Source organism: Mycobacterium sp. 852002-51613_SCH5001154 (assembly GCF_001667425.1).
In the GTDB taxonomy this organism is placed as follows: domain Bacteria; phylum Actinomycetota; class Actinomycetes; order Mycobacteriales; family Mycobacteriaceae; genus Mycobacterium.
Map to the genome: position 1 here is coordinate 1 of NZ_LZII01000077.1, position 19581 is coordinate 19581.

The following is a 19581-nucleotide window of genomic DNA, read 5'->3' on the forward strand; positions in this document are numbered from 1 at the left end:
TGTTTTTTTTTAAACCCCCACTCCGCGGGGGGGCGCGCCCCCAAATCGGCGGGGGGCGGGCGGGGCGGGGCCCCCCCCCGCGCGGGGCCCCCGGGGGGGGGGGGGGGGGGGGCCCCCCACGTCGACGATCCGCGGGGACTCGTCGAGCAACTGCTGGAATCCGCACGGCAGCACCGGGTTCCCGAACATGCGCCGACCCGGGCGCTGCGGGTGCTGGAGAATGCCGCGCACGTCGACGCCATCGTCGCGGTCAGCGCCGGACTCAGTCGGTCGCCCGACTCGCCGGAGCGGTTCACCGCTCCCGTCGTCGCCGGCCCGGAGCCGTTCGGCACCCAATCGTCTTCGGAGGCCCGCATTGCCAGCGACGCGCTGCGGCCGCTGACCGCGGTGGTGCGTTCGGCGCGGATGGCCGCCGTCACCACGATCCTGCACTCGGCGTGGGCTGACTAGCCCTGATGGCGGCGACTTGGGGCACCTCCCGCCTGCGGGGGACTTCGCCCGGCTATGCCGCGCTCGCGATCGCCGCTAGCCCGCTTCCGAGGCGACGCAGTGCGGAGGACGGCACGGCGCGCCGTCGACGCTGGCCAAACAACCGGGCACCGGGTCGGGGCCGGCCACCCGGGCCGGCTGCCGGCCGGTGCGCAGCTCATCGATGAGATCGGCGGCCAGCCGGGCGAATCGGCGATCCGCGTTGGGCGTGGCGGCCCGGGCGAACGCCAGCCCCGCCGCCGCGGCCTGGGCTCGCAACTCCTCGTCGAGATCCCAGACCACCTCGATGTGATCGGCGACAAACCCGATCGGGCAGACGATGACGGCCTCGGTGCCCGCCGCGGCCAGCGCGGAGAGATGGTCCTCGACGCTGGGTTCCAGCCACGGCACCTGCGGCGGCCCTGAACGCGACTGCCAGGCCAGATCGAAATCGGAGTATCCCGCCTTGGCCGCGACAAGCCTTGTGGCATAGGCGACTTGACGGCTGTACAGCCTCGGGCCCAGTCGCTGGTCGGCGGCCACCGGAACCGAGTGGGCGGTGAACACCAGCCTCGCGCCATCCGGCACGCTCTGCGCCGCCGCCGCGACGGCGTCGGCAAACATCTCGACGAAGAGCGGGTGGTCGAAGTAGGGCCGAAGCTTGACCAGCTCGGGCGCGTCGGGTCCGGCCGCGCTGCGCGCCCGGGCGATGTCTTCGGTGTACTGGGTGCAGCTGGAGTAGCCGCTCCATGCAGACGTGGTGAACACCGCGGCGCGCCGAACACCGTTGTCGCGCATGCTCTTTACCGCGTCTTCAACATAAGGATCCCAGTTGCGATTGCCGAAGTACACCGGCAGGTCCTGTTCCCCCTGGAGCTCGGTGATCAGGGCGCGGTTGATCCCGTTGATCGGTGACACCCCACCGAAATGCAGGTAGTGCTGGGCGACGTCGTCCAGGCGCTCGGGCGGCACGTTGCGCCCGCGGGTGACGTTCTCCAGAAACGGCCGCACCTGCTCGGCCCCCTCTGGGCCGCCGAAGGACAGCAGCAGGACGGCGTCGAATTCCATTAGGGCCTAAAGCAATTGGGTGCTGGCGCCGCCGTCGGCGAAGATGATGGTGCCGGTGGTGGCCGGTAGCCAGTCCGAGAGCAGGGCGCACACCGTCTTGGCGACCGGGGTGGGGTCCTTCATGTTCCAGCCGATCGGTGCGCGCTGATCCCAGCCCTCTTCCAGCAGCTGCATCTGGGCGCCGGCCTCCTCGCCGAGCGCACCGCCGACGATCGCGCTCATCGCCAGCGTTCGGATGGGACCCGCCGCAACGAGATTCGAGCGCACCCCGAACTTGCCTGCCTCGCGGGCAACGAACCGGTTGACCGATTCCAGCGCGCTCTTGGCCACCGTCATCCAGTTGTAGGCCGGCATGGCCCGGCTGGGGTCGAAGTCCATGCCGACGATGGACCCGCCGGGGTTCATGATCGGTAGCAGCGCCTTGGCCAGCGACGCATACGAATACGCGGAGATGTGGATGCCCTTGGAGACATCCTCGTAGGGCGCGTCGAAGAACGGGTTGATGCCCATCCCGGTCTGCGGCATGAAGCCGATCGAGTGCACCACGCCGTCCAGCTTGTTGCCGTCACCGATCTCGGCGGTGACCCTGTCGGCGAGGGTGTTGAGGTGCTCCTCGTTCTGCACGTCGAGTTCGATCAGCGGGGCCTTCTCCGGCAGCCGGTCGGCGATGCGCTGGATCAGGCGCAACCGGTCGAACCCGGTCAGCACCAACTGCGCGCCCGCTTCCTGGGCCGCCTTGGCGATGTGAAACGCGATCGACGAGTCGGTGATGATCCCGGAGACCAGAATCCGTTTTCCGTCGAGCAGTCCTGCCATGTCTGTCCTTAATGTCCTTGTGTCGTTGGTGAATTCAGTGGCCCATGCCCATGCCGCCGTCGACCGGGATGACCGCGCCGGCGATGTAGCCCGCATCCTCGGACGCCAGGAAGCTGACCGCCCCGGCGACGTCCTCGGCGGTGCCGACCCGCTTGGCCGGGATGAATTCCAGTGCGCCCGCCTGGATCCGCTCGTCCAGCGCGCGGGTCATCTCGGTGTCGATGTATCCGGGGGCGACCACGTTGGCGGTCACGCCGGCCTTGGACAGCTCGCGGGAGATCGAGCGTGCCATGCCGATCAGGCCGGCCTTGGCGGCCGCGTAGTTGGCCTGGTTGCCGATGCCCCACATCCCGGACACCGACCCGATGAAGATGATGCGGCCGAACCGCTTGCGCTGCATGCTGCGCGACGCCCGCTGGGCCACGCGGAACGCCCCGGTGAGGTTGGCGTTGATGACCTCCTCGAAACGCTCCTCGGTCATCCGGATCAGGAAGGCGTCCTTCGAGATGCCGGCGTTGGACACCAGCACCTCGACCGGACCCTGATGCTCCTCGACCTCCTTGAACGCGCGGTCGACCGCATCGTTGTCGGTAACGTCACAAACAACGCCGAACAGCCCCTCGGGCGCCCCGGACCCGCGGTGCGTGACGGCGACCTTGTGGCCGTCGGCGGCCAGCCGCTGCGCGATCGCCAGTCCGATGCCCCGGTTTCCGCCCGTCACCAGGACTGAACGGGAGACGAATGCGGGTTTGCCGCCGTCGGCGGCACTTTCGGTGGTGTTCTCGGTGGCCGTGTCAGTCACCCCGTCAACCTATCGCCTGGGCCTCGCGTGGTTGAAATGTCCCCCTGGGATGTCGCCCCGGTCACGCTGGCGTGACACTCGACTGCCACAGCCACGCTGGCGTGACGCTCGGGAGCAAAAGGGGAGCAAAAAGGGGCAAAGGCGGCAGCTACGTCGGCAGGCGGCGGTTGATGAGCAGCGCCGCCAGCGCCGCCAACGCCAACACCAGCGCACCCAACCGCACCCAGCCGACGCTGGCGTCGCCCTTGATCGTCTCGTAGCCGATCTGCTGCTGCAGCGTCGCGTACACGTTTTTCAGCTCGGCCAAGCTGCCGGCGCTGTACCAGCTCCCGCCGGAGAGCTCGGCGACCTTCTTCATGGTGGAATCGTCGACGGGCACCGGCTGGCGCTGGTCGTTGATCTCGACGAAGCCATACGGGGTGCCGAACGAAATCGTCGAGATGGGCACGCCCTGGTCTTTGGCGGTGCGCGCGGCGGTGAACGCGCCCTTCGGGTTGTCCGGGTTGGTCGGCATCGTCTCCTTGCCGTCGGAGAACAACACGATGCGCGCCGGCGGCGGCTTGTCGCCGCCCCCGATCACCGCGCCAACGGTCGCAATGGCCTGCAACGCGGTGAAGATGCCCTCGCCGGTGGCGGTGCGGTCGGCGAACTGCAGCTTGTCCAGCCCGTTCTTGGTCGCCTCCCGGTTGGTCGTGGGTTGCACCAGCACGGTGGCGGTCCCCGCATACTCGATCAGCCCGAGGTTGATGCCCGGGGTCAGCTCGTCGGCAAACTGCTTGGCCGCTTCCTGTGCGGCCGCCATCCGGTTGGGCTGCACGTCGGTGGCCCGCATGGACTGCGACACGTCGATCACCAGCATCACCACCGCGCGGTTGCGCGGAATGCGGACATCGTGTGTCGGCCCGGCCATCGCGATGGTGAACAGGACCAGCGACGCCACCAGCAGGATGGCCGGCACGTGCCGCCATCGCGAAGGCCGTTTGGGCGCAACGCTTTCCAACAGCTCCATGTTGGCGAATCGCAGCATCCGCCGCTGTCGCGCCAGCTGCATGAGCACGTACATCGCGGCGAGCCCGGCGACGACGAGTAGGAACAGGAAGAACCACGAGTGTTCGAAGCCCGACAACGACATCGGGCCGAGGAGCGGCAATGTCACTGCCGCCCCGCCAATGCACCGCGCCGGCGGGACTCGACGAAACGGACGATGTCGGCGATCCAATCGCGGTCGGTGCGCAGCGTCAGCACCGGGGCCCCGCAGCTGCGGATGGTGCGCGCCACCTCGGCGCGGTGCGCCGCGGCCGCCTTGGCGAAGTCGTCACGCAGCTGCGCGTCGATGGTGAATTCGCGGGTCACGCCGGATTCGGCGTCCTGCAGCACGACGTCGCCGATGTCGGGCAGTTCGACGTCGCGGGGGTCGAGCACCTCAATGGCAAGCACCTCGTGCCGGGCCGCGATCGCGCGCAGCGGGCGCATCCAGTTGATCGGCCCCAGGAAGTCGCTGATGATCACCGCCATGCCGCGTCGGCGTTCCGGGCGGCGCAACGCGTCGATGGCCATCGCCAGGTCCCCGCGCACCCCGACCGGCGCCCTGGGTGTGGTGGCGATGGTGCGCAGCAGCGTCTGCTCGTGCTGGCGCCCGGAGCGCGCCGGAACCCGGACCATCGTCTCGCCGTTTGCGATCAGCGCGCCCAGCCGGTTGCCGCCGCCGCTGTTGAGGAAAGTGATCGCGGCCGCGGCCGCCACCGCCAGGTCCCGCTTCTCGCACCCGACGGTGCCGAAGTCCAGGCTGGCCGACATGTCGACCACCATCCAGGTCTCCAGCTCGCGGTCGGCGATCATCTGCCGGACGTGGGGGTGCATGGTGCGCGCGGTCACGGCCCAGTCCATCCGCCGGACGTCGTCGCCGGGCTGGTACTCGCGTGACTCCCCCGGCTCCGAGCCCGGCCCGGGGATCAGGCCGAGGTGGTCGCCGTGCAGGACGCCGTCGAGCTTGCGCTTGACCGTCAGCTCGAGCTGCCGCAGCGCCGCCGCCAGCTTCGGGTCCACGATCTGCCCGCGCTGCATCGATGGCGGATGAGGCACCGCCGGCTGCTTGGGGTCGGTCACCGACCGCTAGCCGCGCCGGCGGCCTGCATCACCGGGGCCACCGACTGCCCTTGCTGCGGAACGGCGTTCACCTGAGGCAGGGCGACCGTCTGCAGGATCCGGTTGATGACGATCTCCGGCGAGATCTCGTCGGCGAGCGCGTCATAGGTGAGCACCAAGCGGTGCCGCAGCACGTCGGGAATCACGTCGACGACGTCTTGCGGGATCACGTAGTCGCGGCCGCGCACCAGCGCGAGCGACCGGGACGCGGCGATGATGCCCAGCGAGGCACGCGGGGACGCACCGAACGAGATCCACGTCTTGACGTCGTTCATCCCGAGTTGCTCGGGATAACGGGTGGCCATGACGACGCGCACCACGTAGTCGACCAGCGCGTGGTGCACGAAGCCGTTGGCCGCGATGTCCTGCAGCCGCAACAGGTCGCCGGTGTTCAGGATCTGCTTGGGCTCCGGCGGCCGCACGCCCATGCGGTAGATGATCTCCCGCTCCTCTTCCGGGGACGGGTAGCCGACGTTGATCTTGAACAGGAAGCGGTCCCGCTGGGCCTCGGGGAGCGGGTACACGCCCTCGTGCTCGATCGGGTTCTGGGTGGCCATCACCAGGAACGGGTTGGGCAGCGGGAACCTCTTGCCACCGATGGACACTTGGCGTTCCTGCATGACCTCCAGCAGCGCCGACTGCACCTTGGCCGGCGCGCGGTTGATCTCGTCGGCGAGCAGGAAGTTCACCACCACCGGGCCGAGCTCGGTGTCGAACTCTTCCTTGCCCTGCCGGTAGATGCGGGTACCGATGATGTCGGTGGGCACCAGGTCGGGCGTGAACTGGATGCGGGCGAACGTGCCGCCCACGACCTTGGCGAAGGTCTCGACGGCCAGCGTCTTGGCCACGCCGGGGACACCCTCGAGCAACACGTGGCCCTTGGAGAGCAGACCGACCAGCATGCGCTCGACGAGCTGGTCCTGCCCGACGATGATTCGCTTGACCTCGAAGATGGCGCGCTCCAGGGTGTGGACCTCGGCGGCCAGGCCGTTACCGCCGCCGGACGGCGCTTCCTGGGCCGGCGAGCCGGAAGGACCACCCGGGCCCGAGTAACCGCTGGCGCCCGGAGGCGGCCCACCTGCTGCTGTCATCAATAACCCTCCACAGCTCAATCGGACACGACTGCTTGCACCACGACTGTCGTGGGGCCGCGACGTGCCCGCGTCCAACTATTCCAGGCCCGCCGGATTCCGTCGACGCTGGTGGTTCGCCCCCGGGATCCCGCCGGGCGAACACACCTGGATCAGTACTCGATGATCCTAGTCAGGAACGGCGTCATGCCGGGCTTGCGCACCGGGCTGACGGTCACCTTGCCGGCGAGGCTGGACGCCTCCAGCATCTGGCCGTTGCCCAGATACATGGTGACGTGCTGGCCGCCGTTCGGCCCGTAGAAGATGAGGTCACCGCGCCTGGCCTGGTCCTGTGGGATGTGCCGGCCCGCGTTGTACTGGTCGCCCGAGAACCGCGGGATCAGCACGCCGACCCCGGCGAAGCCGTAGCGCATCAGGCCCGAGCAGTCGAAGCCGTTGATGTCGGCGCCGTCGCCGACGCCCTTGCTGGGACCGTCCAGCGAGCCACCACCCCACGAGTACGGGACGCCCATCTGCGATCCCATCCGCTTGATCACGTACTCGATGGCCTGCCGACCGTAGACCCGCGGGATCTTGCCGCCGGGGTTGGTGGGGCTGGCCGCGGTGGGAGCGGGATCGCCCAGGATGTTGATTCCGAGGCCGCCAAGGAACTGCCTGCCGAGGTCCATCGTCGTTTGGGTGGCCTGCGCGGTGGCCTGCAGCGAGGCGTTGGCGACGGCGAGCGGATCACCCGGGGCGCCGGCGCTGATGGTCGCCGGCAGGGTGGGATCCCACCCGCCGGGGTCGGCGGTGGCGGGGGCGGCCCCGGAAATGGCCGAAGACAACATCAGCCCGGTCACCACGGTGGTGATCCAGGCGAAGTTGATCAGACGAATCCGCTTGCGGCGCATGACTCCCCGTTCAGTTCTCATTCGTTCACCACTCGATGTAGCGGACCACGTAGGGCGTCATACCGCTGGTGCGCACCGGCGCCACGCGGACTTTCAGACCGATGTCCGGAGCCTCGAGCATTTGGCCGTCGCCGAGGTAGATCGTCACGTGCTGGCTGCCGCCGGGGCCGTAGAAGATGACGTCGCCCCGGCGCATCTGCGAGGACGGGATCTTGCGGCCCAGGTTGTACTGCGAGCCCGAGTAGTGCGGCAGCTTGATGCCCACCCCGGCGAACGAGTACAGGACCAGGCCCGAACAGTCGAAGCCGGTGATGCCGGCGCCGGAGTCGATGCCCTTGCTCGGCCCCGCCGCGTTGCCGCCGCCCCAGGAGTACGGGACGCCGATCTGCGACATCCCGCGCCGGATCACGTATTCGCTGGCCTGCCGGCCGTAGACCCGCGGGATCCGCCCGGCCGTCGCACCGGGGGACGCGTTGGTGATGCCGGTGTCGTCGGGCTTGAGGATGCCCATCTGCTGCAGGAAGTTGCGGCCCAGCCCGGCGGTGACCTGCGTGGAGGTCGCCGAGATGCCCAGCACCTGGTTGATGACCGCGATCGGGTCGCCGGGCACGTTGGCGCTGGGGATCATCGGCAGGGTCGGGTCCCACCCACCGTCCCAGCGGCGAGCCCCGGCCTGCGGCGCCGGCGCGCCCGGCGAGCCGGTCTCCCACCGGTCGCCCGACGCTGGAGCCGCGGGGCCGCCCGGGCCGGAAGCCCACTGCCGTTTGGCCGCTTCCAGTTTGGCCTGAGCCTCGTCGCGTTCGGCGGCCAGGCGAGCGATTTGGTCGCGCTGTTCGTCGAACTTGCGCTTGGAGTCGGTCAGCGCCGCCACCGCGGCGTCCTGGCTGCCCTTGGCGTCGGCCGCGGCCTTGTCGGCCTTCTGCTTGGCCAGCCGCGCCCCCGACTCCTTGTTCACCTGTTCGGTCCGCGCCCGCTGCAGCTTGGCTATCACCGTTTGGGAACTCGAAGACAGCGTCTGGGCGGCGGCCTCGGTGGCGATGATGTCGTCGGGGCTGCTGGCGGTCAGGTATCCGCTCGAAGGGCCATTCATATAGGTGGCCGCCGCGAACGTGTCGAACCGCTGCTGCGCCGCGGCGATCGCGGCGTTGGCGTCTTTGACCGACTGCTGGCTGGTCTCGAGGTCGTGTTGGGCGGCGGCGGCGTTGTCCCGGGCGGTCTCGACGTCGACCAGGGCCTTGTTGACGCTCTCCTGTTCCGTCTGAATTTCGGCGCTCAGGTTTTCCAGGCGCTGGTTGGCCTTGGCGACGTTGGCGATCAGCCCGGCCAGGCTGTCGGCGGCGGGATCACCGTGCGCCAGCCCGGGCGTGCAGAGCAGCAGGGCCACGCTCACGACCGACGGCACGACCGGCCGCACCAGCCTTGCGACCGGCTGCGCAGTAGAGCCCCGGCGTGTGCGTCTCATTCGACTCAGGTCTCCTACGGCTCAACGCGACGGGCGGCGCCGGCCACAGAGTTCGTTAAGGGCGCCAAAGACAACACCAGCATCATTTGCACCGTACGTCACACCTTTGGGCGCGCAAACGCTCCACAGAAATCGCACTCTCTACGTGCGTTTAATGTGACCGAACGGTTATCTACCGGGTTTGCCGGGACGACGTCCCAGGGCCCGACCGACGGAGCCGGCCGGGGCGGATGCGGGTGGCTAGGCCGTGTTGGTGGGCGTCACTTCCTGCGCTCCCCCGAATCCGCCGGCGTTGCTGAGCGCCTGCCGCGCACCTGCAGGATTCGGGTCCCGACGGCCGCCGCGAGCACGGCCAGCAACAGGAAGATGGTCAGGCCCGTCCAGGGAAATTCCGGGGCGCTCAGCTCGTTGACGAAGTGTTGCGCCGAGACCACCGGGTTACCGGTCTTGGCGATGTCCTCGCCCGCCTCCAGCGTGACCCGCGGGAACTGAGTGCTGTAGCTGCCGACGTAGCTCGGGCTCAGCGTCAGGACGGTGGAGTCGTGGTAGTCGGCGCCGACCACCGTGGAGATGTCCCGCAGGGGGGTGTCGTTCGGAGGGTTGTGGTCGAGCAGCACGATCTTGAGGTTGATGCCCTTGGCATGGGCCTCGTCGACGATGTGCAGCAGGCCCGGCATGTCCGCCGCCGGCGCGCTGACGCCGGTCGCGGCGACCTGGGCCTTGACCGCGGTCATGTCGACGTCTTGCGGGATGTAGACGGGTAGGACCGGATGCAAGGTCATGATGTCCCTCCTGCCGTAGCGCTACAGGCACCGTACGCGACTTCATTTCGGGGGGTTTAAACCGTCGACTTACGCGATAAGACTGGACCTACGGGCGCCCCGTCGTAATGCAGGACAAGCGTACTGTTAAAGTAGCACCGCGCCGCCGACACGGCCCGTCGGCGGAAGAACTTAATCCCGGGAGTTGAAGTGACTAAAGAAGATTCTGTGAACTCATACGGAGCACGCGACACCCTGAAGGTCGGCGACAAGAGTTATCAGATCTATCGCCTCGACGCCGTCCCCAACACTGAAAAACTCCCCTACAGCCTCAAAGTCCTCGCCGAGAACCTGCTGCGCAACGAGGACGGCGCCAACATCACCAAGGACCACATCGAGGCCATCGCGAACTGGGATCCCAAGGCGGACCCCAGCATTGAGATCCAGTACACGCCCGCTCGCGTCGTGATGCAGGACTTCACCGGGGTGCCGTGCATCGTCGACTTGGCCACCATGCGCGAGGCAATCGGCGACCTCGGCGGCAAGGCGGAGAAGGTGAACCCGCTGGCGCCGGCCGACCTGGTGATCGACCACTCGGTGATCGCCGACCTGTTCGGCACCGCCGACGCCTTCGAGCGCAACGTCGAAATCGAGTACCAGCGCAACGGGGAGCGCTATCAGTTCTTGCGTTGGGGCCAAGGCGCTTTCCGCGACTTCAAGGTGGTGCCGCCGGGCACCGGCATCGTCCACCAGGTGAACATCGAGTACCTCGCCAGCGTGGTGATGGACCGTGACGGGGTGGCCTACCCGGACACCTGCGTGGGCACCGACTCGCACACCACGATGGTCAACGGCCTGGGTGTGCTGGGCTGGGGCGTCGGCGGCATCGAGGCCGAGGCCGCGATGCTCGGTCAGCCGGTGTCGATGCTGATCCCGCGGGTCGTCGGGTTCAAGCTGACCGGTGAGATCCAGGCGGGCGTCACCGCCACCGACGTCGTGCTCACCGTCACCGAGATGCTGCGCAAGCACGGCGTGGTCGGCAAGTTCGTCGAGTTCTACGGCGAGGGCGTGGCCGAGGTGCCACTGGCCAACCGCGCCACCCTGGGCAACATGAGCCCCGAATTCGGTTCCACCGCAGCGATTTTCCCGATCGACGAGGAGACCATCTCCTACCTGCGGTTCACCGGCCGCTCCGAAGAGCAGCTGTCGCTGGTCGAGGCGTACGCCAAAGAGCAGGGCATGTGGCACGACCCCAAGCACGAGCCGGCCTTCTCCGAATACCTCGAACTCGACCTGTCCGACGTGGTGCCGTCGATCGCCGGACCGAAGCGCCCGCAGGACCGAATCCCATTGTCGGAGGCCAAGTCCACCTTCCGTGGGCAGATCGGCGACTACGTCGGCGACGACCCCGACAAGAAGGAGTACTCCAAGCTCGACGAGTCCGTCGACGAGTCCTTCCCGGCCAGCGACCCCGGCGCGCTGGAGAACGGCCATGCCGACGACGCCCCGAAGTTCGAATCGGCTGCGGCACATGCCAAGGGCCGGGTGAGCAACCCTGTGCGGGTAAAGTCCGACGACCGTGGCGAATTCGAGCTCGACCACGGCGCGGTGGTGATCGCGGCCATCACGTCGTGCACTAACACCTCCAACCCCGAGGTGATGCTGGGCGCGGCGCTGCTGGCGCGCAACGCCGTCGAGAAGGGGCTGGCGTCCAAGCCCTGGGTGAAGACGACGATGGCGCCGGGCTCGCAGGTGGTCCACGACTACTACGACAAGGCCGGCCTGTGGCCCTATCTGGAGAAGCTCGGCTTCTACCTCGTCGGCTACGGCTGCACCACGTGCATCGGGAACTCCGGCCCGCTGCCCGAGGAGATTTCCAAGGCGATCAACGACAACGACCTGTCGGTGTCGGCGGTGCTGTCCGGTAACCGCAACTTCGAGGGCCGGATCAACCCCGACGTGAAGATGAACTACCTGGCGTCCCCGCCGCTGGTGGTGGCCTACGCGTTGGCCGGGACCATGGACTTCGACTTCGATAAGCAGCCGCTGGGCACCGACAAGGACGGCAACGACGTCTTCCTCAAAGACATCTGGCCGTCGCAGAAGGACGTGTCGGACACCATCGCCTCGGCGATCAGCCAGGAGATGTTCACCAAGAACTACGCCGACGTGTTCAAGGGCGACGAGCGCTGGCGCAACCTGCCCACTCCGAGCGGCAATACCTTTGAGTGGAACCAGGATTCGACCTACGTGCGCAAGCCCCCGTACTTCGAGGGGATGTCGGCGGAGCCCGAGCCAGTCAGCGACATCACCGGCGCGCGGGTGCTGGCGCTGCTGGGTGACTCGGTGACCACCGACCACATCTCCCCCGCCGGTGCCATCAAGCCGGGGACGCCCGCGGCGCAGTACCTCGACGAGCACGGCGTCGATCGCAAGGACTACAACTCATTCGGCTCCCGGCGCGGCAACCACGAGGTGATGATCCGCGGCACCTTCGCCAATATCCGGCTCCGCAACCAGTTGCTCGATGACGTTTCCGGCGGCTACACCCGCGACTTCACCCAGGACGGCGCCCCGCAGGCGTTCATCTACGACGCCGCGCAAAACTATGCGGCGCAGGACATTCCGCTGGTGGTGCTGGGCGGTAAGGAATATGGGTCCGGCTCCTCACGCGACTGGGCGGCCAAGGGCACGCTGCTGCTGGGCGTGCGGGCGGTGATCGCCGAGTCGTTCGAGCGCATCCACCGCTCCAACCTGATCGGGATGGGCGTGATCCCGCTGCAGTTCCCGGAGGGCAAGTCCGCCAAGGAATTGGGGCTGGACGGCACGGAGGTGTTCGACATCACCGGCATCGAGGCGCTCAACGACGGCAAGACGCCAAAGACGGTGCGCGTCAAGGCCACCAAGGATGGCGGCGACCCGGTCGAGTTCGACGCGGTGGTGCGCATCGACACCCCCGGGGAAGCCGACTACTACCGCAACGGCGGCATCCTGCAGTACGTGCTGCGCAACATGCTTAAGTCCGGCTAGTCCCTAGTCGTGCCCAAGGTAAGCGAGGGCCATCTGGCGGCGCGCCGCCGCCAGATCCTCGACGGAGCTCGCCACTGCTTCGCCGAATACGGCTACGACAAGGCCACGGTTCGGCGGCTGGAACAAGCGATCGGGATGTCGCGCGGTGCGATCTTCCACCACTTCCGCGACAAGGACGCGCTGTTCTTCGCGCTGGCGCACGAGGATGCCGAGCGGATGGCCGACGTGGCGTCGCGCGCGGGCCTCATCCAGGTGATGCGCGACATGCTCGCCGCGCCGGACCAGTTCGACTGGCTGGCGACCAGGTTGGAGATCGCACGCAAGCTGCGCAACGACCCGGAGTTCAGCCGCGGTTGGGCGGAGCGGTCCGCGGAATTGGCGGCGGCGACGACCGATCGGTTGCGCCGGCAGAAGGAGGCGCACCGGGTCCGCGACGACGTTCCCGGCGACGTTTTGCAGTGCTACCTGGAGTTGGTGCTCGACGGCCTGGTGGCCCGGCTGGCGTCAGGCGAAGATCCGCGCCGGTTGTCCGCCGTGCTCGACCTGGTGGAGAATTCGGTACGCCGCAAGGACTCTGGGCCGCAGGCATAGCGTCACTGCGAACAAGGGGACGTGATTTCGCAGTGACGCTATACCCGCGCAGATCGCGAGGTGTGGTTGGGCCCACCACGACCGCGCATCGTTGCGCCGGCCTGCAGCAACATGCTGTGGACCGATCCGTACGACCTGCCGGTGGACGCGGCCAGCGTGCGGATGCTGGCCCCGCCCTCGTAGGCGTTGCGCAGCTCGAACAGCAACTGTTCCCGGGTCTGCTTCGACCTTTGCGGTGTCCTTTTCATGGATGCCCTCCGCGCCCGAACACGATCGACAAGCACCCAGAGTAAGAACCCGCCGTCGGCCGCGGGCGGAATTGGCCGAAAAGCACCCAGAAGTCAGGCGAGCTCGATCAGGTCCCGGTATTCGTCGGACCAGAAATCCTCGGTGCCGTCGGGCAGCAGCACAACGCGCTGCGGGTCGAGGGCTTCGGCGGCACCCGGGTCGTGCGTCACCAGCACCACCGCGCCCTGGTAGCTGCGCAGCGCGTCCAGCACCTGTTCGCGGGAGGCGGGATCGAGGTTGTTCGTCGGCTCGTCGAGCAGCAGGACGTTCGCCGTGGACGCCACCAGGCCCGCGAGCGCGAGCCGGGTTTTCTCACCGCCCGACAGGGTGCCCGCCGGCTGGTCGAGTTGGGGCCCGCTGAACATGAACGCGCCGAGCAGGCCGCGCAGATCCTGCTCACCCGAATCCGGTGCGGCGTGTCGGATGTTCTCCCAGACGCTCGCGTCGTTGTCGAGTGTGTCGTGCTCCTGCGCGAAATAGCCCATGCGCAAACCGTGTCCGGGCTCAAGCCCGCCGGTGTCGGGCTCCTCGGTGCCCGCCAGCAGACGCAGCAGCGTGGTCTTGCCGGCGCCGTTCAGCCCCAGCACCACCACCCGCGAGCCGCGGTCGATGGCAAGATCGACACCGCTGAACACCTCCAGCGACCCGTATGACTTGCTCAGCCCCTTGGCGACCAGCGGCGTGCGCCCGCACGGGGCCGGGGTGGGGAACTTGATCCGGGCCACCTTGTCGGCGACCCGCTCCTCGTCGAGAGCGGCCATCATCCGGTCGGCGCGACGCAACATATTCTGTGCCGCAACGGCTTTGGTGGCCTTGGCGCCCAGCTTGGCGGCCTGCGTGCGCAACGCGGCGGCCTTGCGTTCGGCGTTGGCGCGTTCACGACGGCGCCGCTGTTCGTCGGTGGCCCGGGCGTCCAGGTACTTCTGCCAGCCCATGTTGTAGACGTCGACCTCGCCGCGGACGGCGTCCAGGAACCACACCCGGTTCACCACATCGGCGAGCAGCTCAACGTTGTGGCTGATGATGACCAGACCGCCGGTATGCGACCGCAGGAAATCGCGCAGCCAACCCACCGAATCCGCGTCCAGGTGGTTGGTCGGCTCGTCGAGCAGCAGGGTGGTCGACGAGCCCGCCCCGGTGTCGGACGCGGCGAACAGGATGCGCGCCAGCTCCACCCGGCGGCGCTGCCCGCCGGACAGCGTGCGCAGCTTCTGCGTCAGCACCCGATCCGGCAGGCCGAGGCTGGCGCAGATGCGGCTGGCCTCGCTCTCGGCGCCGTAGCCGCCCAACGCGACGAACCGCTCCTCCAGCTGCCCGTAGCGGCGGATGGCGCGGTCGCGGGCGTCGTCGTCGGCCACCTCGGCCATCAACGCCTGCTGCTTTTCCAGATCGGTGAGCAGAACGTCCAAGCCGCGGGCCGACAGGACGCGGTCGCGAGCCAGCACCTCGAGGTCGCCTTCTTTGGGATCCTGTGGCAGATAACCGATTTCGCCGGCGCGCACGACGGATCCGGCGTACGGCTCGGTCTCCCCCGCCAGGATGCGCAAAGTCGTCGTCTTGCCCGCGCCGTTGCGGCCGACCAGCCCGATGCGGTCGCCGGGCTGAACGCGCAGATCCGGGCCGTCGGGTGAGAGCAGGATGCGCGCACCAGCGCGGACCTCGAGGTCCGTGGCCGTGATCACATCTTCTCCCTTTTGCTACGGCTACTTGTCGTCGGTGAATACCGGCGGGCGTCGCTCCGCGCGCGCGGCAACCGCTTCTTCGAAGTTGGCGGTGAGCAGACGAACGAACAGCTGACCCAAGCCTTCGGCTTGCATGTGCCCTTCCAGGCTACCGGCGTCCAGTCCACTCCACAGTGTGCGCTTGGTCAACTCGATTCCCGGCCTCGAGAACGCCGCTATCCGCGCGGCGATGGCGTAGCAGGTGTCCAGCAGCTGCTCGTCGGGCACCTGGCACGACACCAGCCCGATGCGCTCGGCCTCCTCGGCGGTGACGTCGCGGCCGGTCAGCATGATGTCGAACGCCCGCGACGAGCCGATGGCCCGGGGCAGCAGGTAGCTCAGCCCCAGTTCGCTGGCGGTCAGGCCGTTGTTGATGCCGGCGGCGCGAAAGTACGCGCTCGTGGCGGCGACCCGGATGTCGGCGGCCAGCGCCAAACACAGGCCGCCGCCGATGGCCGGGCCGTTGACCGCGGCGATCACCGGTTGATGCAGGCGGCGCAGCCCCAGGATGACCTCGTCGAGGATCTCCATGGAACGCAGCGCGTAGGTCGGGCGGGTCAGCCCCTCGACGTGGGGCACAGAGCCCGCGGACTTGTGGTCGGCGCCCGAGGAGAAGCCCCGGCCCGCCCCGGTCAGCACGACCACGCGCACCGAATTGTCGTACCTGACCTTCTCCAAGGCCTCTTTGAGCGGCACCATGACGTCGAAAGCCATGGAGTTCATCCGCTCGGGCCGATTGAGGGTTATCAGCGCGACGCCGGGCCGCGGGTGCTCTACCAGTACCAGACTCACCCAAGCAACCTAGCGCGTAGCCGGGCACCGCCCTGCGCGCGCCGCGGTGTCGGGACTATTCGGCTTGACCGGCCTGGGCCGCGTCGACGTCGAACGCCTTGATTTGCTGCACCAAGTCTTCGAGAGCCGCCGGCGGCAGCGCCCCGGCCTGGTTGAACAGCAGTTTGCCCTTTTTGAAGGCCATCAGCGTGGGGATGGAACGGATCTGGGCGGCCGCGGCCAACTGCTGCTCGGCCTCGGTGTCGACCTTGGCGTGCACGATGTCGGGGTGCTTCTCCGCGGACGCCTGGAAGGTGGGCCCGAACTGGCGGCACGGCCCGCACCAGGACGCCCAGAAATCGACGAGCACGATGTCGTTGCCCTCGATGGTTTCGTTGAACTTCTCAGCGGTGAGATCGAGTGTTGTCACATTTGCCATAACGCCCGAACGCGGCTTGATGTTCCCCGGTTGCCAGGCCGCCGATACCCCACCACGCCGGACCTGCCGGGCCATCCGGACCCCCTTCCCGGGTTTGCCTGCCGCGCAATGGATGCGGGCTCGCGCGCGGTTCGCCGCGTCGACATCGACGCGTAATCGGGCCGCGGCCCGCCGTAGGTTACGGTTGCGTACGTTTTCCCACGTCGGACACACTGATGCGGACGATTCGCCGCCTCAGGGACCAGTGAGGAAATCGCGTTGGGCCATTACATCGCTAACGTCCGTGATCTCGAGTTCAACCTGTTCGAAGTGCTCGGTCTGGGCGCTGCGCTGGGCGCCGGAAGCTATAGCGACCTCGACGTCGAAACGGCGCGAACCATCCTGGCCGAAGCCGCTCGCCTGGCGGAGGGCCCGGTGGCCGAATCCTTCGCGTTCGCCGACCGCAACCCGCCGGTCTTCGACCCCGCCGAGCACACGATCAGCGTGCCGGACGAGTTGGTCAAGACCGTGCAGGTGATCAAGGAGGCCGGCTGGTGGCGGCTGATGCTCGACGAGGAGATCGGCGGCATGGCCGCACCCCCACCGCTGGCGTGGGCGGTCAACGAAATGATCATCTGCGCCAATCCTTCCGCCAACTTCTTCTGCCTCGGCCCGTTGATGGCCCAGGCCCTGTACGTCGAGGGCAACGAGGAGCAGCGGCGCTGGGCGGCGGAGGGCGTGGAGCGCGGCTGGGCGGCCACCATGGTGCTCACCGAGCCCGACGCGGGCTCCGACGTCGGCGCCGGTCGGGCCAAGGCCATCGCACAGCCCGACGGCACCTGGCACATCGAGGGCGTCAAGCGATTCATCTCCGGCGGGGACGTGGGCACCACCGCCGACAACGTCTTTCACCTCGTGCTGGCCCGGCCCGAGGGCGCCGGCCCGGGCACCAAAGGGCTGAGCCTGTTCTACGTCCCGCAATTCCTGTTCGACCCGGAAACGTTCGAACTCGGCGCGCGCAACGGGGTCTTCGCCACCGGCCTGGAACACAAAATGGGGATCAAGTCCTCGCCGACATGCGAATTAACCTTCGGCGCAACGGATTTGCCCGCCGTCGGTTACCTGGTCGGCGACGTGCACAACGGGATCGCGCAGATGTTCACCGTGATCGAGCACGCGCGCATGACGATCGGCGTGAAGGCCGCCGGCACCCTGTCCACGGGCTATCTGAACGCGCTGGCCTTCGCCAAAGAGCGGGTGCAGGGCGCGGACCTGACGCAGATGGCCGACAAGACCGCGCCGCGGGTCACCATCATCCACCACCCCGACGTGCGCCGCAGCCTGATGACGCAGAAGGCCTACGCCGAGGGTTTACGGGCGCTGTACCTCTACGCCGCCGCGCACCAGGATGACGCTGTGGCGCAACATGTTTCGAGGGCAGACCACGGGATGGCGCACCGCGTCGACGACTTGCTGCTGCCGATCGTGAAGGGCGTCAGCTCCGAACGGGCCTACGAAATCCTCACCGAGTCGCTGCAGACGCTGGGCGGTTCGGGCTTCCTGCAGGACTATCCCCTCGAGCAGTACATCCGGGACTCCAAGATCGATTCCCTCTACGAGGGCACCACCGCCATCCAGGCGCTGGACTTCTTCTTCCGCAAGATCGTTCGCGACCGCGGTGAGGCCCTGCAGTTCGTGACGGCTCAGATCAGCGAGACCATCGATGCCTGCGACGAGGCCCTCGAGCCGCAGGCCCAACTGCTGCAGACCGCGCTCGACGAGGTCATGGCGATGACGGGCGCGTTGACCGGTTACCTGATGTCCGCCGCCCAGCACCCAGGCGAGATCTACAAGGTGGGGCTCGGATCGGTGCGTTACCTGCTCGCGGTGGGGGATCTCCTGATCGGCTGGCGATTGCTGGTGCAGGCGGGCGTCGCGCACGCGGCGCTGGCCGACGCGGCCGCGACCGACGCCGCCTTCTATCGGGGCAAGGTGGCGACCGCGGCGTTCTTCGCCAAGAACATGCTTCCGAAGCTCACATCCCTGCGCAAGGTCATCGAGTCCATCGACGGCGAGATCATGCGCGTTCCGGAACAGGCATTCTGACCACCGGCATTACACACAGGTTAGCTACAGCTTCGACGGGTAATACCCATTCCGTTGGGTCCAACCATGATTGGAGAAACGTTGATGTCTGCCAGCTGTCCAACGCCCCGGCGCACCCGGTTCGCAGTCCTCGCGGTCACCGGGGTCGCCGCGCTGTCCGTCGCCGCATGCAGTTCGTCGAACAAAGCAACGCCGACGACGTCGACCTCGACGTCCACCTCGGTGGTGACCTCGACGACCACGTGGCCGGCCCCGGCCAGCGGCGAAGCCCGGGTCAGCGGCATGATCGCATCCGTCGCGGGCAATTCCATCCAGGTCACCAAGGAAGACAAATCGACCGCCGCGGTCAACTTCACCTCGACCACCAAGATCACCGAGACCATCCCCGCCGCACTGACCGACGTCACCTCCGGCAGCTGCGTCACCGTGCGGCCGACTCAGCCGCCCCAGGGCGGGCAACCCGTCACCGCGGCGTCCGTGAAGGTCAGCCCCTCCGTGAACGGCGCCTGCCCGGCCAAGCCGGCGGGGCAGGGTTCGGGACCGAGTTCCACCACCCCGGCGCCCCCAGGCTCGCCCGCGCCGACCCCGAAGCCGGCCCCGGTCCGCGGGTCGGTGGCGTCGGTGTCGGGTAACACCATCAACGTCACCGGCACCGACCCCAGCGGCAACACCACGCAGACCGCGGTGACGGTCGATGACAAGACCAAGTACAGCAAGCAGGCCTCCGCCACCACCGACGCGATTGCGCAGGGTAAGTGCCTCTGGGCGCGCGGAACGATGGACAACGGGGGCGCGCTGCAGGCGACCAGCATCAACGTGCGGCAGGCCACCGACGGCAAATGCGGCAAGCCCAAGCAGCCCGGCCAGGGTGGCTGATCGCGGCTGAGATTACCGTCACTCCAGGCGAGCGCGGCTGTGATAACCGCGCTCGCCTGGGTACTCGCTGGCGAGGGTAACCCGCGCGATCGGAGAAGTGACGATGCCTGCCACCCCGGTGAAACCCCGGCTCGCCCGGCTCGCGCTCGTCGCCGTCATCGCGGTGATCCTGCTGTGCGTCGCCATGTGCCGTTCGAACGACACCAAAACCAGCAGCCCCGCCAACCCGTCGGTGCCGGCGGCCGCCCCGCCGAGCGCGGCGCAGAGCTGACAGTTC

The 19581-nt window shown here is 68.0% G+C and carries 19 protein-coding genes and 1 pseudogene; 5 read left to right on the forward strand and 15 right to left on the reverse strand.

Annotated features, from left to right (window positions below):
- Positions 1 to 450 (forward strand): annotated as a pseudogene (locus tag A5750_RS20165) (hypothetical protein); the annotation flags it as partial.
- A 75-nt stretch (positions 451 to 525) separates the two neighbouring features.
- Here A5750_RS20165 and A5750_RS20170 read toward each other — a convergent pair.
- The 9 genes from A5750_RS20170 to A5750_RS20210 form a co-directional block, all read right to left on the reverse strand.
- Entirely contained in the window at positions 526 to 1536 is a 1011-nt protein-coding gene (locus A5750_RS20170; RefSeq protein ID WP_067265211.1) for a ferrochelatase, read from the reverse strand.
- 6 nt (positions 1537 to 1542) lie between these two features.
- On the reverse strand, positions 1543 to 2352 hold the full coding sequence (inhA, locus tag A5750_RS20175) for an NADH-dependent enoyl-ACP reductase InhA (protein ID WP_067265214.1): 810 nt from the start codon (positions 2350 to 2352) through the stop codon (positions 1543 to 1545).
- Between the two features lie 34 nt (positions 2353 to 2386).
- The gene (fabG1, locus tag A5750_RS20180; protein WP_067265217.1) at positions 2387 to 3154 is read right to left on the reverse strand and encodes a 3-oxoacyl-ACP reductase FabG1; all 768 of its coding nucleotides are present in this window, start codon (positions 3152 to 3154) and stop codon (positions 2387 to 2389) included.
- A gap of 148 nt (positions 3155 to 3302) precedes the next feature.
- Positions 3303 to 4310, reverse strand: a complete 1008-nt coding sequence (locus tag A5750_RS20185; protein WP_066958250.1) for a VWA domain-containing protein — start codon at positions 4308 to 4310, stop codon at positions 3303 to 3305.
- Positions 4307 to 5260, reverse strand: coding sequence for a DUF58 domain-containing protein (locus A5750_RS20190; protein WP_067265220.1), 954 nt, complete (start codon positions 5258 to 5260; stop codon positions 4307 to 4309). The genes A5750_RS20185 and A5750_RS20190 overlap by 4 nt, the downstream gene beginning before the upstream one ends.
- Entirely contained in the window at positions 5257 to 6390 is a 1134-nt protein-coding gene (locus tag A5750_RS20195; RefSeq protein ID WP_066958245.1) for a MoxR family ATPase, read from the reverse strand. The genes A5750_RS20190 and A5750_RS20195 overlap by 4 nt, the downstream gene beginning before the upstream one ends.
- 152 nt (positions 6391 to 6542) lie before the next feature.
- Positions 6543 to 7280, reverse strand: a complete 738-nt coding sequence (ripB, locus tag A5750_RS20200; RefSeq protein ID WP_066958243.1) for an NlpC/P60 family peptidoglycan endopeptidase RipB — start codon at positions 7278 to 7280, stop codon at positions 6543 to 6545.
- Positions 7281 to 7305: 25 nt separating this feature from the next.
- A complete protein-coding gene (ripA, locus tag A5750_RS20205) occupies positions 7306 to 8742 on the reverse strand; it encodes an NlpC/P60 family peptidoglycan endopeptidase RipA (protein ID WP_066958241.1) in 1437 nt (478 codons plus the stop codon).
- Positions 8743 to 9002: 260 nt separating this feature from the next.
- Positions 9003 to 9524, reverse strand: coding sequence for a DUF6676 family protein (locus A5750_RS20210; RefSeq protein ID WP_067265223.1), 522 nt, complete (start codon positions 9522 to 9524; stop codon positions 9003 to 9005).
- Between the two features lie 189 nt (positions 9525 to 9713).
- On the opposite strand from A5750_RS20210, the gene A5750_RS20215 reads away from it, so the two are divergent.
- Complete coding sequence (locus tag A5750_RS20215; protein WP_197505480.1) at positions 9714 to 12533, forward strand: aconitate hydratase; 2820 nt, start codon at positions 9714 to 9716, stop codon at positions 12531 to 12533.
- A 9-nt stretch (positions 12534 to 12542) separates the two neighbouring features.
- Entirely contained in the window at positions 12543 to 13124 is a 582-nt protein-coding gene (locus tag A5750_RS20220; RefSeq protein ID WP_066958233.1) for a TetR/AcrR family transcriptional regulator, read from the forward strand.
- Between the two features lie 38 nt (positions 13125 to 13162).
- Here the strand turns inward: A5750_RS20220 and A5750_RS20225 are convergent, their stop codons facing one another.
- Genes A5750_RS20225 through trxA form a run of 4 tightly spaced genes read right to left on the reverse strand, consistent with a single transcriptional unit; the run spans position 13163 to position 16334 of the window.
- Positions 13163 to 13408, reverse strand: a complete 246-nt coding sequence (locus tag A5750_RS20225) for a helix-turn-helix domain-containing protein (protein WP_255360758.1) — start codon at positions 13406 to 13408, stop codon at positions 13163 to 13165.
- Positions 13409 to 13465: 57 nt separating this feature from the next.
- Positions 13466 to 15094, reverse strand: coding sequence for an ABC-F family ATP-binding cassette domain-containing protein (locus A5750_RS20230; protein ID WP_066958226.1), 1629 nt, complete (start codon positions 15092 to 15094; stop codon positions 13466 to 13468).
- Positions 15095 to 15115: 21 nt separating this feature from the next.
- Positions 15116 to 15925, reverse strand: a complete 810-nt coding sequence (locus A5750_RS20235) for an enoyl-CoA hydratase (protein ID WP_066958222.1) — start codon at positions 15923 to 15925, stop codon at positions 15116 to 15118.
- Positions 15926 to 15980: 55 nt separating this feature from the next.
- Positions 15981 to 16334 (reverse strand): thioredoxin, encoded by a 354-nt coding sequence (gene trxA, locus A5750_RS20240; RefSeq protein WP_066958286.1) that lies wholly within the window; start codon positions 16332 to 16334, stop codon positions 15981 to 15983.
- 267 nt (positions 16335 to 16601) lie between these two features.
- On the opposite strand from trxA, the gene A5750_RS20245 reads away from it, so the two are divergent.
- Complete coding sequence (locus A5750_RS20245; RefSeq protein WP_067265229.1) at positions 16602 to 18428, forward strand: acyl-CoA dehydrogenase; 1827 nt, start codon at positions 16602 to 16604, stop codon at positions 18426 to 18428.
- Between the two features lie 20 nt (positions 18429 to 18448).
- Here the strand turns inward: A5750_RS20245 and A5750_RS26420 are convergent, their stop codons facing one another.
- Complete coding sequence (locus tag A5750_RS26420; RefSeq protein ID WP_231989264.1) at positions 18449 to 18712, reverse strand: hypothetical protein; 264 nt, start codon at positions 18710 to 18712, stop codon at positions 18449 to 18451.
- Between A5750_RS26420 and A5750_RS20250 the strand changes: the two genes are divergently transcribed.
- On the forward strand, positions 18711 to 19304 hold the full coding sequence (locus A5750_RS20250; RefSeq protein ID WP_082948052.1) for a DUF5666 domain-containing protein: 594 nt from the start codon (positions 18711 to 18713) through the stop codon (positions 19302 to 19304). The genes A5750_RS26420 and A5750_RS20250 overlap by 2 nt on opposite strands.
- An 18-nt stretch (positions 19305 to 19322) precedes the next feature.
- Here A5750_RS20250 and A5750_RS26425 read toward each other — a convergent pair.
- The coding region (locus tag A5750_RS26425) for a hypothetical protein (protein WP_231989265.1) at positions 19323 to 19581 on the reverse strand (259 nt) is incomplete at its 5' end.